22 protein-coding genes are annotated in these 15,015 nt (G+C 69.5%); 9 read left to right on the forward strand and 13 right to left on the reverse strand.

What is annotated here, in order from left to right:
- Positions 1-414 precede the first annotated feature (414 nt).
- From EAO70_RS20200 to EAO70_RS39365, 4 genes are all read right to left on the reverse strand, one after another.
- The gene (locus EAO70_RS20200) at positions 415-1,086 is read right to left on the reverse strand and encodes a GntR family transcriptional regulator (protein ID WP_148005257.1); all 672 of its coding nucleotides are present in this window, start codon (positions 1,084-1,086) and stop codon (positions 415-417) included.
- Between the two features lie 8 nt (positions 1,087-1,094).
- A complete protein-coding gene (locus tag EAO70_RS20205) occupies positions 1,095-1,367 on the reverse strand; it encodes a hypothetical protein (protein ID WP_315986242.1) in 273 nt (90 codons plus the stop codon).
- 124 nt (positions 1,368-1,491) lie between these two features.
- A complete protein-coding gene (locus EAO70_RS20215) occupies positions 1,492-1,791 on the reverse strand; it encodes a hypothetical protein (protein ID WP_148004280.1) in 300 nt (99 codons plus the stop codon).
- Positions 1,792-1,806: 15 nt separating this feature from the next.
- Entirely contained in the window at positions 1,807-2,082 is a 276-nt protein-coding gene (locus tag EAO70_RS39365) for a hypothetical protein (protein WP_148005258.1), read from the reverse strand.
- Positions 2,083-2,160: 78 nt separating this feature from the next.
- Between EAO70_RS39365 and EAO70_RS20225 the strand changes: the two genes are divergently transcribed.
- Together EAO70_RS20225 and EAO70_RS39370 are read left to right on the forward strand one after the other, a co-directional pair.
- The gene (locus EAO70_RS20225) at positions 2,161-2,916 is read left to right on the forward strand and encodes a GntR family transcriptional regulator (protein WP_148004281.1); all 756 of its coding nucleotides are present in this window, start codon (positions 2,161-2,163) and stop codon (positions 2,914-2,916) included.
- A 259-nt stretch (positions 2,917-3,175) separates the two neighbouring features.
- The gene (locus EAO70_RS39370) at positions 3,176-3,457 is read left to right on the forward strand and encodes a hypothetical protein (RefSeq protein ID WP_261992958.1); all 282 of its coding nucleotides are present in this window, start codon (positions 3,176-3,178) and stop codon (positions 3,455-3,457) included.
- A gap of 15 nt (positions 3,458-3,472) precedes the next feature.
- Here EAO70_RS39370 and EAO70_RS20235 read toward each other — a convergent pair whose 3' ends face one another.
- On the reverse strand, positions 3,473-4,006 hold the full coding sequence (locus tag EAO70_RS20235; RefSeq protein ID WP_148004282.1) for an SMI1/KNR4 family protein: 534 nt from the start codon (positions 4,004-4,006) through the stop codon (positions 3,473-3,475).
- A gap of 126 nt (positions 4,007-4,132) precedes the next feature.
- Between EAO70_RS20235 and EAO70_RS20240 the strand changes: the two genes are divergently transcribed.
- From EAO70_RS20240 to EAO70_RS20250, 3 genes are all read left to right on the forward strand, one after another.
- Positions 4,133-4,552 carry a DUF6578 domain-containing protein gene (locus EAO70_RS20240; RefSeq protein ID WP_148004283.1) on the forward strand — a complete coding sequence of 140 codons (420 nt, stop codon included), beginning with the start codon at positions 4,133-4,135 and terminating at the stop codon, positions 4,550-4,552.
- A 259-nt stretch (positions 4,553-4,811) separates the two neighbouring features.
- Positions 4,812-5,546: a hypothetical protein gene (locus tag EAO70_RS38040; protein ID WP_187283959.1), complete on the forward strand. Its 735-nt coding sequence runs from the start codon at positions 4,812-4,814 to the stop codon at positions 5,544-5,546.
- Between the two features lie 311 nt (positions 5,547-5,857).
- Positions 5,858-6,403 carry a PH domain-containing protein gene (locus EAO70_RS20250; protein WP_148004284.1) on the forward strand — a complete coding sequence of 182 codons (546 nt, stop codon included), beginning with the start codon at positions 5,858-5,860 and terminating at the stop codon, positions 6,401-6,403.
- A gap of 73 nt (positions 6,404-6,476) precedes the next feature.
- On the opposite strand, the gene EAO70_RS20255 is transcribed toward EAO70_RS20250, so the two are convergent.
- Complete coding sequence (locus tag EAO70_RS20255) at positions 6,477-6,758, reverse strand: hypothetical protein (protein ID WP_187283960.1); 282 nt, start codon at positions 6,756-6,758, stop codon at positions 6,477-6,479.
- A gap of 515 nt (positions 6,759-7,273) precedes the next feature.
- The gene (locus EAO70_RS39375; protein ID WP_261992959.1) at positions 7,274-7,396 is read right to left on the reverse strand and encodes a hypothetical protein; all 123 of its coding nucleotides are present in this window, start codon (positions 7,394-7,396) and stop codon (positions 7,274-7,276) included.
- 329 nt (positions 7,397-7,725) lie between these two features.
- Between EAO70_RS39375 and EAO70_RS20265 the strand changes: the two genes are divergently transcribed.
- Positions 7,726-8,214 (forward strand): DUF4231 domain-containing protein, encoded by a 489-nt coding sequence (locus EAO70_RS20265; RefSeq protein WP_148004286.1) that lies wholly within the window; start codon positions 7,726-7,728, stop codon positions 8,212-8,214.
- A 157-nt stretch (positions 8,215-8,371) separates the two neighbouring features.
- On the opposite strand, the gene EAO70_RS20270 is transcribed toward EAO70_RS20265, so the two are convergent.
- A complete protein-coding gene (locus tag EAO70_RS20270) occupies positions 8,372-8,821 on the reverse strand; it encodes a lamin tail domain-containing protein (RefSeq protein ID WP_148004287.1) in 450 nt (149 codons plus the stop codon).
- Between the two features lie 126 nt (positions 8,822-8,947).
- On the opposite strand from EAO70_RS20270, the gene EAO70_RS20275 reads away from it, so the two are divergent.
- Positions 8,948-9,934 (forward strand): MBL fold metallo-hydrolase, encoded by a 987-nt coding sequence (locus tag EAO70_RS20275; protein ID WP_148004288.1) that lies wholly within the window; start codon positions 8,948-8,950, stop codon positions 9,932-9,934.
- Between the two features lie 54 nt (positions 9,935-9,988).
- On the opposite strand, the gene EAO70_RS20280 is transcribed toward EAO70_RS20275, so the two are convergent.
- A complete protein-coding gene (locus EAO70_RS20280) occupies positions 9,989-10,747 on the reverse strand; it encodes a GntR family transcriptional regulator (protein WP_148004289.1) in 759 nt (252 codons plus the stop codon).
- 185 nt (positions 10,748-10,932) lie between these two features.
- Here EAO70_RS20280 and EAO70_RS20285 point away from each other — a divergent pair, with 185 nt between their 5' ends.
- Together EAO70_RS20285 and EAO70_RS20290 are read left to right on the forward strand one after the other, a co-directional pair.
- Complete coding sequence (locus tag EAO70_RS20285; protein ID WP_148004290.1) at positions 10,933-11,154, forward strand: hypothetical protein; 222 nt, start codon at positions 10,933-10,935, stop codon at positions 11,152-11,154.
- An 86-nt stretch (positions 11,155-11,240) separates the two neighbouring features.
- Complete coding sequence (locus EAO70_RS20290; protein ID WP_148004291.1) at positions 11,241-11,501, forward strand: DUF2277 domain-containing protein; 261 nt, start codon at positions 11,241-11,243, stop codon at positions 11,499-11,501.
- Here EAO70_RS20290 and EAO70_RS20295 read toward each other — a convergent pair.
- The 4 genes from EAO70_RS20295 to EAO70_RS20310 all read right to left on the reverse strand — a co-directional run bounded on the left by EAO70_RS20295 (position 11,461) and on the right by EAO70_RS20310 (position 14,898).
- Entirely contained in the window at positions 11,461-12,090 is a 630-nt protein-coding gene (locus EAO70_RS20295) for a DedA family protein (protein WP_410091298.1), read from the reverse strand. The genes EAO70_RS20290 and EAO70_RS20295 overlap by 41 nt on opposite strands.
- A gap of 280 nt (positions 12,091-12,370) precedes the next feature.
- Positions 12,371-12,949 (reverse strand): DoxX family protein, encoded by a 579-nt coding sequence (locus EAO70_RS20300; protein WP_148004292.1) that lies wholly within the window; start codon positions 12,947-12,949, stop codon positions 12,371-12,373.
- A 185-nt stretch (positions 12,950-13,134) separates the two neighbouring features.
- The gene (locus EAO70_RS20305; protein ID WP_148004293.1) at positions 13,135-13,785 is read right to left on the reverse strand and encodes an HNH endonuclease family protein; all 651 of its coding nucleotides are present in this window, start codon (positions 13,783-13,785) and stop codon (positions 13,135-13,137) included.
- Between the two features lie 444 nt (positions 13,786-14,229).
- Complete coding sequence (locus EAO70_RS20310; protein ID WP_148004294.1) at positions 14,230-14,898, reverse strand: HAD-IA family hydrolase; 669 nt, start codon at positions 14,896-14,898, stop codon at positions 14,230-14,232.
- Between the last annotated feature and the right edge of the window lie 117 nt (positions 14,899-15,015).

Here is a 15,015-nt window from a genome sequence, read left to right on the forward strand (position 1 = left end):
CCTCCGGAGCCGTGTGCAGAGAAGCCCCGGACCTTGGTCCGGGGCTTCGACTTTTTGCGGTACTCAACTGCTAACCGAAGGCCGCAGCGGGGGGCCGAGGGGGCGCATCTTCTTCTCCGTGCGCGGCGGAGTCCGGCGCGGGAAGGCGGTGACCGCGGCTTACGGCCACGCGGAGTGCGTCCCGCAAAGCTTCTGTGAGATCCCTCGCCAAGAGGCGGAGCTCCGCCGGCCCGGACTCCGCGTCGACGATCACCTCCATGGCGTGCTCCAGGAGCTCTTGCCCGACGTCGAGTTGCGCAGCTTCCGTGGTGTCGGCCAGGCGGGACAGGTGGCTGCTGGCGTCGTCAGTGCTCAGGTAGCAGGGCTTTTCATTGGGGCCGGACCAGGGGAGGAGGCGGAGCTCGCTGTTGGCTTTCATCCTTCCGCCCTCATCTCTTCGATCGTGTGGTGAGTGGTGAAGAGCGCTTCGGCGCGGTCGCCGGGAAGGAGCAGGCGAGCCACCTCGATCACGCGGCCCGTGAGGTCGGCAGACACTCGCGTGATTGCGAGCACGGCTAGCGACGTGCTGATGCTGAGGGTTGAGGCCTCTTCTGGGGTGGGAAGTCGGGCAATGACCACTTCTCGGGTCTCCGCCCGGTCGGGGCGAGACCATGCCAGTTCGGCTGGCTCCAGGTCGCGCGGGACGTAGATGCGGGCCAGGCTTTGCGGCCTCTCTCCCTGGTGGGTGAGGCAGAGGAACTCTGTCAGCGGGGTGCGTGAGGGGACCTTGAGTAGGGGGATGAGGTCCCCGCGTGCTCGGAGGTTGGTGGTGCGGATCGTGACGTGGAGGTCTGCGCCCGGGGTGAGGCGACCTCCGGTGTACCTGAGTCTGCGGAGAGGGCGGCGAACGAAGTTGCCCTTGCCGTGGATCTTCTCGATCAGTCCCTCGGCCTGGAGGAGCGCGAGGGCGTTGCGCAGGGTTGGGGTACTGACCTTGTAGTCCGCAGCGAGTCGGGGCTCAGAGGGGAGGCGGGAACCAGCCTTGAGGCGGCCGGTGGTGATCTGCGTCCGGAGGTCGTCGGCGATGGTGTCGCGTAGGGACGGCATGGGGGCGATCACCACCTCCTGAGCACTCGTACGGCGATCAGGCGCGTACGGGTGTGCATGGTCAGGAGTTCGCCCGACTCGAAGAGGAGGCGCTTTGCGCCGCCGGGCAGTTGACGGAGGTCGGCCACTCGGCACGGTTGGCCGCCGATCTGGATGACGTCGCCGCGCTGCACGGTGGCCGTGGTGATCTCGACCGGGGACGCGAGGGCACCGCGGGACGGAATGCCGTTCACGAGGTCGCCTCCGGTGACGTTGTCGCGGAGTGGCAGGAGCGGGCGCATGTCTCATAGATGACTGGGATGCCGATCGGCGCCGTAGTCGGGGAGGAGTGCGCGCACTGGTGGTGCGTGCCGATCTGGCATGCGCTAGACCGGTAGGGCGAGGTTGCCGCCGGGTGGACGTGCGTCATCCGTGGGCCTCCGCCGGCGCGAAGCAGGCGTGAGCGATGAGGTGGTGCGGGATCGGCTCCGAGCTCTGCCGGGTGCACTGATCGTCGACCAGGACGTACGGGCGGACGAGGGCCGTCTCTTCGCCCAGGAGGAAGTTCGTACGGTCGCCGAGCTGTCGGAGGAACAGCGTCAGTTCGTTGGGCGGCTTGGGGTGGATGAGTGTCGGGCGCGTGGGTGTTAAGGCCTTGCGGTGTCGGGCCCTTGGGGCGTGCCGCTCCCTGGTGCGCCTGATGGCCTGACGGATACGGTTGAACACGCTGATCAGCTCCTATTACTGATGGCCAGGTCCCCGAACATCGCCCGTCGCGGGAACCGCTTTGTTCACGGCGGCCCATAGGGTGCGGCCGCCCAGGCTGGTGGCCAGGAGACCGAATCGGTCAGCCGCAGCCACGACTTCCAGGACCTCCTGCCATGTCTCGGCGGGGAGGGATTCCGGTACCTCCGCTTCGATCGATGTGTGTCGGCGGTGCTCTTCCACGCGTGTGGTGAGTCCGACAGCTGACAACCGGGCAGCCAGGGCCTCCGCGCTTACTTCTGGAGCAGGCACAGCGCAGCCTCCGTCACCGGCGATCACTTTAGGTGAAGCTAGTTAACTAGATTAGAGCTAGTGGACTAGATTTTCCATATGCCTGAGCAGCCGCCTTACCTCCGTATCGCCGACGAACTGCGGCGGCGGATCGCGGAGCACGAGTGGAGTCCTGGAGACCGGCTGCCTTCGCGGGCCCAGATCGGCCAGGAATGCGGGGTGGGCGAGAACGTTGTTCGTCGGGCCCAGGAGCTGTTGATCTCCCAAGGCATGCTCGAGGGGCGGGCCGGGTCCGGGACCTATGTGGCCGAGCCCCGGCAGCGGGTGCGGATGGTGCGGTCCGCAGCGCGCGAGCAGCCTGACGGGTCGCCGTTCCGAGCGGACATGAAGGCCGTGGGACGGAATGGGGGCTGGGAGAGCCGGACCGACGCGAAGGTGCCCGCGCCGGCCGAGATCGCTGCGCGGCTCGGGATCGGTAAGGGCGAGCTGTGCGTCCGTACCGTGTACGAGTTCCTCGCCGACGGGCGGCCCGTGCAGTTGTCGACGAGCTGGGAGCCGTACGACCTCACCGGCGGGACCCTAGTCGTTCTTCCCGAGGGTGGGCCTCATGCTGGGGCCGGCGTCGTGAACCGGATGGCCCAGATCGGCGTAACCATCAGCCACGCTGTGGAGCAGCCCGAGCCGCGGCAGGCGACCGCTGAGGAGGCCTCACTCCTTGGGATTCAGAAAGCCTCGCTCGTCACGCACATCCGGCGGACGTACTACAGCGACCAGGGCCGTCCTGTGGAGACGGCGGATATCGTCGTACCCGCCGCCCTGTGCGAGATCGTCTACGAGATTCCCATCGATCGATGATGGGCCCGATCCAGTCGGGAGGGGTGCGAATGGCGGACGATCTCCAGTTCAGCTGGGAACTGAGTAGCTCGGGGTGGGCCACGTATCGAAACGCCGACAGTGCTTCGGAGAGAAGGATTTCGTCAGCTACTGCACAGACGCCCTGGCCGACTTGCTGCATGCTGTGACGGGTCTCTACGGGCACTCACCCGCCCAGCGAGTCTCGTTCGATCTCGAACCCGCCGAACTGAGGTGGCGACTCCTGCGCCAGGGAACAGACGTGGCCATCGCCATCTTTCGGTTCCCGGACATGCCGACGAGCTGGGACTCGCCCCACGAAGCGGGCGCCCTCTCCTGGAGCTCGACACAGCCCCGCAGCGTGCTGGGCCATGCCGTGCTGGAAGCCGCCGAGACGGTGTTGCGGACGCACGGTGAGACCGGATACCGGGAGATGTGGGTGCTGCATCCGTTCCCTGTCGCCGCCCTGCAAGACCTTCGACGGCTGCACCGAGGCGACGACGACTGCCGGGACGAGCAGTGCCGGAACAACCTTGAGCACTGACATCTCACACGAGGTTCAGCGGCACAGTCCCATGATGATGTCGTCGAAGTCGGGGAACTCCTGCGTGGCCTCCGCGATGATCACCGGTGCCGATGCCCGCCGGTCGGGAGCGTGCTGCTCCGCGATGGCCACTAGGTCCCCGTTGACCTGCGGAGTCCAGTCGGGCTCAGGCTCGTAGAAGGCGGCCGCTTCCCACGGGCCGAAGCCGTCGGCCAGCAGCCATAGGAAGGCGCCCAGGTCGCGGGCGACTACCCCGGTCTCTCCTTCGGAGCCCATAAAGACAACGGGCTGCTCTGCGAGGTCCCGGCCTGGACGGATGAGCCAGACGGCTGCGTTCCCGCCTGTGCCGTCCTGGCCGAAGACGCGGAAGTCATCGCCGGTCAGGTCGCTGTTGCCCGTCCATGCACGGAGCCAATCCGTTGTGTCGTCGGCAGTCAGGAAGGACTCGTAGGGCTCGAAGTCCACGCCGTCCTCGCCTATGCAGTCGAGGCGGACCGCCATGGCAGCAGCGAGCGCAGCGGGAAACTGGCGGTCTTCGTTCGGGATCATGCGAACAGATTAGTGACCGCTCGGGAGGCCCACGATGCGTCTGGCATTACTGACTGTGCGCGGTGGCGTTCGTAGGAGGCTAGTAATAGTTGCCGTGAGCAGCCGCCCGCGGCGGACAATGGCGTCATGGCGTTGACGATCTGGGTCGATGACTGGCAGATGCAGTGCTGCGGAGAGAGCTTTGCGCCGGGGGACGTTGTCTCGTGGACGCTGCTGGAGGTCGATCCTGAGGACTACGCCGACGTTGTCGGTGGCGAACGTGCGGATGAGATCGATTTCCGCGAGGAGCATCACGGCCAGGACGAGGGGCGCGCGCCCGCCTCGGTGGAGGTGGTGTCGATCGTCGAGGCGCACTGCCGTTATGGGGTACCACCGGGCGTCACGGACAAGGTGAACTACCCCGTTCCGGGGACGACCGTACTGGTACCGGTTGAGAAGGCGGACGGGTGGGCGAAGGCCAAGCCGGATGTCAGGTTCGCGGGCTACCTGGTGACCGCCCGGCGCGTCACCGACTTGCCCGAAGGTGCGAATGCTCGCGGTCAATGAGGGAGCTGGCGGCACGCGTGCCAGATGCGTGCCAGATCGGACGGTCAACCACGGTCACTGGAGGATCGCTGCGGCATCCACAGCTTGTGACAGCTGTCGTAGCGCACAGACGGGCTGAGCTGCGATGACGGATCAGCTGCGGGCGCCAGGCTTACAAAGCAGATGTCGGCGGTTCGAAACCGTCCGCGCCCACCAGTACGAAGGCCCCTCGCCGATCATGCCGAGGGGCCTTTGGCATCTAGTTCTGACATCAACGTCCATGATCATCTGGGCTCAGGGGGCCTCTCCTGCCGATCATGATGAGCGTCAGGGCTGCGATTGCGTCGAAGGGGGAAGGGTGGAGGACGTTTTCGACACGACCGGGAGACCGCCGACGGGCTGGATGCACGCCATCTTCCACGGAGGTCCGTACGGGGAGGACGTGCGCCGCTGCATTCCTGGCCCGCCCGCCCCGGAAACCCTCGCGGTGCCGCTGGTCGAGGGAGGTGTCCACACGTACCGCCTGTGGACGGTGGGCTCGTGGTCCGATCCGGAGGACCCCATCGCCGTCTACAACCCCGAAGGTCCGCCTGTGCCGCCGCCTCTGTTGAGCCGCCAGGAGCAGGCGTGGCTTCGGGAGAGGCATCATAGGGAGGGGCTCGGGCCGATCGACCTTGTCGTCCTGGACGCCCGAGGGCAGCCGGTCCGCGACCCCAGCGCCTCCACCCTCGAGTCGGTGCTTGCCGGGCTGCAGCGCAGAGAGCACATGGTTCTCCAACGGCTGACCGACCACGACGAGGGCGACTCGTACCTCCAAGTCCTGCTCGACGAGGACGACACCTACGAGGTGGTCCACGGAGCGGGCACGGCCGCTGAGCGCGAGGAGACGCGGGTAGCTTCCCAAGCGGCGGTCCTTGATGCCGTCCTCCGCTGGGCAGCCGAGCAGGCGACCTGGCGAACCGCACTTGAGTGGCCTAACCCCGGGGGACGACTCCTGAGCAGTCGATCCGTGTGACTCGCTCCCTCACGCTGGGTGTCCTGGAGCACGTGGGTGTAGACGTTTGTGGCCACGGTGATCTGGCTGTCCCCGAGTATCCCCTTCACGATGCGTGTGCTCCGTGGTGATCTCCAGTGGTGACGGACGCGGTGCGGGTGCCGTGTCCCGTCCGGTCGCGATCCGTTCCGGTCGCGGCCCTCGGCACGAGCTGTCGGACGGCTTCCTCGTCGGGCTCGCCGACCGGCACATCCCCCTTTCTCAGGCCCATGGTTCACCTCCAGGCAGGCGGCGTGGACGGATAGCATCCGGTCCAGACAGAAGGGGTGGGCATGGGGAAGAAGTACAACGTGCGACCGGACATCGACGAGGCGGCCGAGAAGGCCGGGCCGGCGATCGGGTCGCGGCGTGAGATCGAGAATCTGCCGAACGTGCTGTGGGAGGGCGAGACGGTCGACATGCTCGCCTCGGGGATCTACGGCGGCGGCAACGGCCTCGTGGCCCTCACGAACCAGCGGCTGGTGTTCTTCAAGCACGGGATGATGTCTCAGAAGCTGGAGGACTTCCCGCTGAGCAACATCTCGTCGGTCCAGTGGTCCGCCGGGCTGCTGATGGGAACCCTGTCGGTGTTCGCGTCCGGCAACAGGGCGGACATCAAGTCCGTGGCGAAGGCACCCGGCGAAGCGCTGTCCGGTCGGCTCCGCATGCTGCTGGCGACGGCCAAGACTCAGGCGATGCCGACTACTCCGGCTGCGGCGCCGACGGGGGCGCAGGATCTTGCGGCGCGTCTGGCGGTGCTGGATCAGCTGCGGGTGGCGGGTGCGATCACGGATGCGGAGTACGAGGACCGGCGTAAGGCGATTCTGAACAGCATCTGAGGTGGATGTGCGGAGGCCCCGGCCGGGTGAGTTGGTCGGGGCCTCATGCGCGGGCGAGTGCCCCTTCGGCCGACTAGTCGTCGAGGCCGTCCTCCCGCATTCTGTTCTCGTCGAACTCTCCGTTCTCATCGGTCCACCCAAGACGTTCGACCGCTACAGCGGCAACGAGAGCGGTGTAGTCCTCCTCTCCCAGCGGCTCGCACTCCTTCGGCTTGCCGGTGTCCTCGGCCGGCCGTGAGACGAGGGCATCGCGGCACTCCTTTGCCGAGTCGTCGTACGTCGGACCGCTGGAGCATGCTGTTGTTCCAGCGGCGAGCAGTAGCGCCAGTGCGCCCAGCACGCGGCGGTTGTTCATGGGTGTCCCCTCAGTTGCGAAGGCCGTCAGCATGCCCGGTTCTGGGTGGCCAGGGCCGATCTGGGGTTCCGGATCGTCCACGAGTCCGACGTAGCTCATAACCTGCCGTCGGTGTAACGGTGTTGCCCGGCGAGGGGGAGGGAACGGCTGGACATCGTGGCTGGGAGCGCTCGCTGCACGCTCGGTTCGGAGCGCTCTTGGAGGAGAGCCACGATGGGAACCGTCGATGTGATCTCAACAGGCCGCGAGTTGAGGCGCATCGACTCTAGATCGTGCGGTCGTCCGGTTCAGACCCCTAGGTGTGGCCAGCCGTCGGGGTTGGAGTAGCTCTCGGCGGAGTACCGGGTGGAGCGGGTCCATTCCTTGCCGGTTCCCAGCTCGTACGCCTTGTCCGGTACGTACAGCAGCCATTCGCCGTCGTACTCGGTGGACTTCTACGGGGCGAACCTGGCTGCGTCGGAGAATAAGTTCTCCCGCCTCCTCACCGCCGTCAGAACCCCCGAAGGGGCTTGTCGTCACTGGCTTTTCTCGTTGCGGTGGCGGGTGATTGCTCGGGTGAGTTCGACCGTGGTGATCCACAGTGCCGTCAGGACGAACGGGGTCGCCACCCAGATCGCCAGCCAGGTCCAGCCGCTCACGCTTCCGTCCTTTCCGGCGTGCTGTGGGGTGGGCTCTTCCTTGGGGGCTTTCGATTGGCGTGGGGCATCGGTCTTGTCCTTCGCAGTCCTGGGCGTCGGCACCCGCGCGATCTTGACCTCGGCAGGGTAGGCCCTGTCTCGTGCCGCGCGGTCCTGGCAGCATGCTCCGGGTCCGGGTACCCGTTCCTCCAGTCGATCTGCTCCCTGCCCCCCGTTCGGACCACCCGCCCTCGGCCTGCGGGAAGTTGACGGAGGCCTTGCCCGGCCGGTGTACTCGCCGTATGGCTGAGGTGGGGGACGTGCCCGAACCCGGGGTGCAGAGTGGCGAGATGACGCCACAGCGGTACATCGAGACGCGGCTCTCGCAGTACCAGAATTGGTACGACACCAAGGCGACCCGGATGAAGGCGATGCATCTGCGGATGCGGACCGTGTCCGTCGTCGGCGGTGCGCTCGTGCCCGTGTTCGTCAACCTCGATCTGACCTTCGCCCGCGTCACCGCCACCGTGCTCAGCGTCGTGGTCGTCGCCGCCATCTCGCTGGAGAGCGTCTACCGGTACCGCGAACAGTGGAAGAACTACCGGTCCACCGAGCAACTCCTCGGTCACGAGCGGGTCTACTTCGAGACCAAGGTCGGGCCCTACCGCAACCTGTCGAAGCGGGACGCCTTCTCGACGCTCGTCGCCCGGGTCGAGAAGGCCATCGCCAACGAGAACTCCGCCACCCTCAACGTCATGACCCTCGGCGGGCAGGTCGACGCCGACGTCCAGACGCGCGCCGTTCCGGCCGCACGGGAATCCGAGACCGCCGAGACGTAGGGCGGCCGAGAGGCAGGCCTGCCGCACCGCATGCGTCGGCGGCCCCGGGTTCGTGCTCCGGGGCCGCCGTTTCTCGTTCTGTGCCGGGCGTTCTCCTCGGTGGTCACCGCCCGGCGATCCGGACCGTCACCACCGTCTCGTCAGCCCTCTTCGCAGGTCAGCACCACTTGTAGTCGACCCGCGTCGAGTTGTACGAGCAGGTGTCGACCCGCGCGCCGTTCGACTTCTTCAGGGTCGCCGTGTCGCGGTCGTTGTTCCAGACGTACGCGCCGCGGTTCTGGTAGACGTTCGCCGTCGAGTTCGTGCCGCGGCCCGTGCGGACCGTCACGATCTTGCCCTTGCCCAGGACGTAGTTGCCGAACGTGTACTTGTGGTTCGCCGCGTCCGTCAGCGTCCAGCCGCGCAGGTTGACCGCCGCGCCGGTCGTGTTGCGTATCTGCACGTACTCGGCGTTGAGGCTCGTGTTCGACCGGTGGTCCGCGCCCGGGCTGTCGTAGTAGATCTTGTACAGGTGGACCGATCCGGCGGCCTGTGCCTGCGTGGGCAGCAGCAGGACGCCGGAAGCGGCGGCCGCGGTGACGGCCGCGAACGTGCGTGCGCGAAGCATGAATGTCCCTCGGTTTCTGCCGGAAGCCCGCCGATGGGCCCCGGCGATCACACACGATACGCACGTTCTTCACCTCTTCCGCACAAGTTCCCGACAGTTGACGCCGAGGTTTTCTATCCTTGGCTCATGAGTGACAGGTCCCTTCGGCTCACCGTTCTCGGGTCCGCCACCCCCTTTCCCCGTCCGGGCAACGCCTGTTCGGGATACCTCGTCGAGGGCGGCGGCGTACGCCTCTGGGTCGACGCCGGCACCGGCACCCTCGCCGAGCTCCAGCGGCACGTGGCCGTCGGCGACATCGACGCCGTGTGGATCTCCCACCTCCACGCCGACCACTCCGCCGACCTGCTCACCTACTTCTACGCCCTGCTCTACGCGGGCCTTGAGCCCGACCTGCCCGTCCGTCTCATCGGACCCGTCGGGATCGGCGACCGGCTCGCTCGTTTCCTTACTGGCGGATCCGAGCGCAGTCCCGTCGAAAGGGCCTTCGGCGTGGAGGAGTTGTGCGACGGACATGTCGCCCGGGTCGGGGGGCTCACCCTGACCTCCCGCGCCGTCGAACACGGGCCTCCCGCCTTCGCGTTGCGCGTCCAGGACGAGGACGGGCGCTCACTCGTCTACTCCGGGGACTGCGAGCCCTGCCCCTCCCTCGTCGAACTCGCCCGCGACTGCGACCTGTTCCTGTGCGAGGCGGACGGCGAGGGGCCCGGTCACCACTCCGCCGCCCAGGCCGGCGGTACCGCTGCCGCGGCCGGCGTCGGGCGGCTCGTCCTGACCCACGTCGGGTCCACTCCGCCGGCGCCTGGTGGGGGTGGTCGTCGGGCGGCTGAGCGGGTCGCCGCCCGCGCCGTCGACCGGGCCCTCGCGGAGGCCGGGCTCACGTACGCGGGCGAGGTCGCCCATGCCGATCCTGGGCTGCGCTTCGACGTTGGGGCCGACTCCCCGGCGGATCCGCTTCCCCGTACCGCGCCCGACGTCCTCTTCGTCTCCCCACCGGGTTCCGCGACCGGCTCCCCGACGCGCGCCCCGTACGAGCCCGGGGCCGAGTCCCGGTCGGGCTCCGGGTCCGGCTTCCGGGCGGAGATCTGTCCCGGCGGGTGGTCGGACGTGCGGTGAGACGTCCGGGCCGGTCGACCTCCCGCCCCGCCTCTCGCGCCTCTCGCGAGTCTCTCACGCCTCGAAGTCGTACTCCAGCACGTACGCCGACGAGTCCAGCGTCATCTCGTTCAGCTCCACCGCCACCCCCGGCCCGGTGAACGCCGTACGTCCGATCAGGACCACCGGCGTCCCGAAGTCCAGCGCCAGCCGGTCCGACTCCTCCGCCGTCGGCATCCGGCAGCGGATCTCCTCGCGGAACCGCACCGGCCGGTGGCCCAGCTCCGTCAGCCGCGCATAGGTTCCGCCCGGACCCGTGTCCCGCTCGGCGATCGGCGTCCCGCGCACCAGCTCCGCCGACAGGTACGAGACCGACAGCAGCACCGGTCGGGCGTCCAGGACGAAACGGCGGCTGCGCACGCACACCGGCGCACCGGGCGCCAGGTTCAGCGCCCCCGCGACCCGCGCCCCCGCCGCCGTCTCGCCCACCTCGATCTGGTCGACCACCAGGTCCCGGTCCTCCACGTCCGCCGACCAGACCGAACGCCCGCTGCCCCACCGCTCGCCCGACAACCGCGGGATGCCCCGGCGGCGCAGCGGGCGGAAGGCCCGGACGAAGACCCCGGCGCCCTTGCGCGCCTCGGTCAGCCCCTCGGTCCGCAGCACGGACAGCGCCTGCCGGGCCGTCATCCGGGCCACCGCGTACCTCGTCATGAGGTCGTTCTCACCGGGGAGCCGGTCACCCGGCGCGAAGTCGCCCGACTGGATCGCGGTTCTCAACTCATCAGCGATGCGCTGGTACTTGGGCCGACGAGCGCTGTCCTGGTCAGTCACGGGTGGACCACTCCCTTCATCTGCGGACACCCTACGGCGCACCCCGAGGCCAGGGTGCACACGTGTGCGCCGCCCCGCCCGGGCGATCCATCCATCGGGGGACATCTCTAGAGATACGTTGACAGGGAGGGGGCGGAGGGCTTCTCTGGTTCTCCCCAGCTTCTGGAATCGGGACGGAGGGTCGCGTGCAGCCACTGCCCGAGGTCGGTGACCTCGTCCGGGACACCGCCACCGGGCGGGTCGGCTTCTACGCCGGGAGCACCTCCGGGCGCTGGCTGATCCGGGCCGTCCACGGCGGCGCCGAATGGGAGGCCGACCCGGCCGACATCCAGCCGGCCACCCCGCTGCGCGAGCTGCGCGCCCGTGCCGCCGAGATCAACGCGCGGAGCCGGCGCGGGTTGTCCTGAGGCCGGCCGGGCGCCGGGACCCGCTGTGGTGACCCGCCCCCGCCTCCTGCGCGGCGGTTGTCAGTGGGGCGCGCCACACTGGAGGCATGTGCCGCAGTATCAAGACGCTCCGACCGCCCGCGCTGCCCGAGGAGGCCACCGAGGACGACATCCGCGCGGCCGCCCTGCAGTACGTCCGCAAGGTCTCCGGCTTCCATCACCCGGCCGCCCACAACCGTGAGGTCTTCGACCGGGCCGTGGACGAGATCGCCGAGGCGACCGCGAGACTCCTCGACGACCTGGAGGTCCGCGGCGGGCACTCCGGCGTCAGGAGGCAGGCGCCGGAGCCTCAGCCGGACGCCGTATGAGGTAGGCGGCGAGCCCGCCCGCCAGGAAGAGCGCGAGGGTCGACACTCCCGCGCTGAACCACGTCGCGCCCAGCCACTGGCCGCCCAGCCAGCCGAGCCCCACGCTGTACGAGGCCCAGGTCAAGCCCGCCAGGGCCGACCAGGGGAGGAACTCCTCCGCGCGCCGCTTCGCCGCGCCCGCGCCCAGGGAGACCACCGAGCGGCCGGCCGGGGCGAAGCGGGCGAGGACCACGAGCAGTCCGCCGCCCCGGGCCAGCGCGGTGCCGAGACGTTCCTGCGCCATCGACAGGCGCCGGGAGCGGGCGATCGTCCGGTCGAGCCGGGCGCCGCCCTTGAGTGCCAGCCGGTACGCCAGGAAGTCTCCGAGCACCGAGGCCGTGGCCGCGCAGAGGAGCAGGAGGAGGACGGAGGGGACGTCGGGGTGGGCGGCGGTGGCCGACGCCGCCGCCGTGGCCGCGGTGATCACCAGGAAGCCGCTCGGCAGCACGGGCAGGAAGACGTCGAGCAGGATCGACGTCGCCACCACCGGGTAGATCCATGGACCGGCGGTGAGCGACCGCAGCGAGCCCAGGCTGTCGAGCAGATTCACAGGGGCAGAGCCTACGCGGGGGCGGGGTCCGCCCGGCCGGTGGGTGCCGGACCCGGCCGGGCCCGAGCGAACGTGTGCGACTTTGCGGGAACGTGCCCGGACCCGGGGACGGGTTCCGGGTGAGGGCGGCGGCGGAAAGGGCCGGAACGCGCGCTGTGTGGTCCGGACCTTTCCGGTAGGAGGTTCGGCCGGCTCGGGCCGAACCTCACCGGTGCGCCGGGCGGAGCCGCCCCCGCCGGGTGGGTCCTCGGCCTCGACGGGAGCGTGGGGTGCGGCGGCGTCAGGCCGTGACCGGGGTCGCCTGCTCCTCGCGCTCCTCGCCCGTCCTCTTCTCCGGGGCGCCCGCGCCCACCCGGCCGCGGAACAGGCCGTCGAGGGCCAGCGCCCCCGGCCCGGTGAACACCAGCAGCACGAACGCCCAGGCGAACAGGGCCGCGGTCTCGCCGCCGTTCTGGAGCGGGAAGAGGGATTCCGGCTGGTGGACCTTGAAGTACGCGTACGCCATCGAGCCCGAGGCGAGGAACGCGGCGCTGCGGGTGCCCAGGCCCAGCAGGACCAGGCCGCCCGCGCCGAGCTGGATCACGGCCGCGTACCAGCCGGGCCAGGTGCCGACCGGGACCGTGCCGCCGCCCATCGCGCCGCCGAGGACGCCGAAGAGCGAGGCGGCGCCGTGGCAGGCGAAGAGGAGGCCGACGACGATGCGGAAGACGCCCAGCGCGTACGGCTGGGACTGGTCGAGGCGGCCCGCGAGGCCGCTCGCGCCGCCCGTGCTGTGCGCGCGACTCGGATCGTGCGGGGTGTTCTGCGCGGTCTGCGCGTTCTGCTTGCTCGGGTTGCTCGGGTTGCTCGGGGTGTTCATGGGGGGACTCCTTCGGCCGGACCCCGTCCGTGGGGTGGACGGGGAGTGGGGGCGGAAACCGATGAGGCCGTCAGGTTAGGCATCCCTCACTAGTGCTTGCAAGTTCAACATCAAGCCACCGGGAAGTGTGTGGTGAGGTTCACTTCCCGGTGGCTCTTGTCGACGTGGAGTCAGCTACGCGGTTCTCAGCAGCCGTTGAGGACGGACTGGAGGGCGCTCTTCTCGGCGGAGTCGACGCTGAGGTTCCAGTAGTGCTTCACGTGCACCCACGCGCGCGCGTACGTACAGCGGTACGCCGTCCGCGACGGCATCCACTCCGCCGGGTCCTGGTCGCCCTTCGACTGGTTGACGTTGTCCGTCACGGCTATCAGCTGCGGACGGGTCAGGTCGTTCGCGAAGGACTGGCGCTGCGAGGTCGACCAGGAGTTGGCGCCCGAGCGCCACGCCTCGGCGAGCGGGACCATGTGGTCGATGTCCAGGTCGGCGGCGGCGGTCCAGGTGGCGCCGTCGTACTCCGAGTACCAACGGCCGCTGGTGGCGGCACAGCTGGAGTCCGTCACGACGCTCACGCCGTCGCGCTTGAGGACGGTCTCGCGGGTGTTGCAGGCGCCGGACTGAGTGATCCAGTGCGGGAAGAGATCCCTGCTGTAGCCGGAGGAGGAACCTTCCGCCTTGACCGTGAGGGCCGCCAGGTAGGTACGGGCGGTGGACGCGCTGACCGGGGTCGGCATCGCGGCCTGGGCGGCCGGGGCCGTGGCGAGGAGGCCGGTGACGGTGAGCGCGGCGGAGGTGGCGAGCACGGCGAGTCGACGCGCGTAGACGTTGCCGACGGGCATGGGAACTCCCTTGAAGTGGGGGGACCTTGGCGGGTGCCGTCCCCGTCTGTACCGGGCGGCGGCCCGGTCATCGTGGCGGCGCGAGGTTTCGTCGGGGGGTGCGCCAGGTAACAGGGTGGCGACGTGGGCACGTCACATCAAGGGGTGCGACGTGTCTGACGGAGCGCCAGGTTCCGCCCGGCGGGACGGGGTTGACCGTGGGCGGGGCGGCTGGGCGCGCCGCTCGCGTGCGTATGGGGTGGTACGGCACCCGCACCCGTCTTCAGTGGTTATGCGCGGGTGCGGCGGGTGCGGCGGGTGCGGCGGGTGCGGCGGGTGCCCGGGGCCTCGCGGGCGCCGGGGTACGAAGAGACCCCGGGCCCAATGGGCCCGGGGCGTCCCGGGCATCCGCGTACGAAAGGACCCCGGGCCCGAGGGGCCCGGGGTCTCGTCCTGTTCCGGTGGTTACGGCAGCACGGTCAGCGTGATCGAACCGTTCGCCGCGGGCTCGATCCGCAGTCGGGTGAGGTCGGCGACGTGCACGTCCGGCGCGAAGGCGCCCGCGCGCGGGCCGACGCCCACGATCCGCATGCCGGCCGCGCGGCCCGCCTGGATACCGGCCTCCGAGTCCTCGAACACGATGCAGTCGCCGGGCTCGAAGCCCAGCTCCGCCGCGCCCTTCAGGAAGCCCTCGGGGTCCGGCTTGCTGGCCCCGACGCTCTCGGCGGTGACCCGGGTGACCGGCATCGGGAGCGCCGCGGCGCCCATCCGGGCCTGCGCGAGGGCCTCGTCCGCCGAGGTCACCAGGGCGTGCGGCAGCTCGGCGAGCGCGGCCATGAAGGCGGGGGCGCCGGGGACCGGTACGACACCGTCCAGGTCGGCGGTCTCCTCGGCGAGCATGACCCGGTTGTCGGCGTGGTTCTCGGCCATCGGGCGGTTCGGGAGGAGGACGGCCATGGTCGCGTATCCCTGGCGGCCGTGGACCACCTTGAGCACGGCGTCCCCGTCGAGACCCTGCCGCTCCGCCCAGCGTCGCCAGCAGCGTTCGACGACGGCGTCCGAGTTGACGAGGGTGCCGTCCATGTCGAGGAGGAGGGCGCGGGCGGTGAGCGTTGCCGGGGTGGTGGCAGGCATCGGGTCTCCAGAGGGGGTGGTGCGGAGAACGAAGCGGTCCCGCCCACCGGTCAGGGAATGCGGGCGGGGCCACTTTGTTCTTCCACGATACAAAACCGGGGGCCGCCTTGGCCAACC

It is taken from the genome of Streptomyces sp. adm13(2018), from assembly GCF_008042145.1.
In the GTDB taxonomy this organism is placed as follows: Bacteria; Actinomycetota; Actinomycetes; order Streptomycetales; family Streptomycetaceae; genus Streptomyces.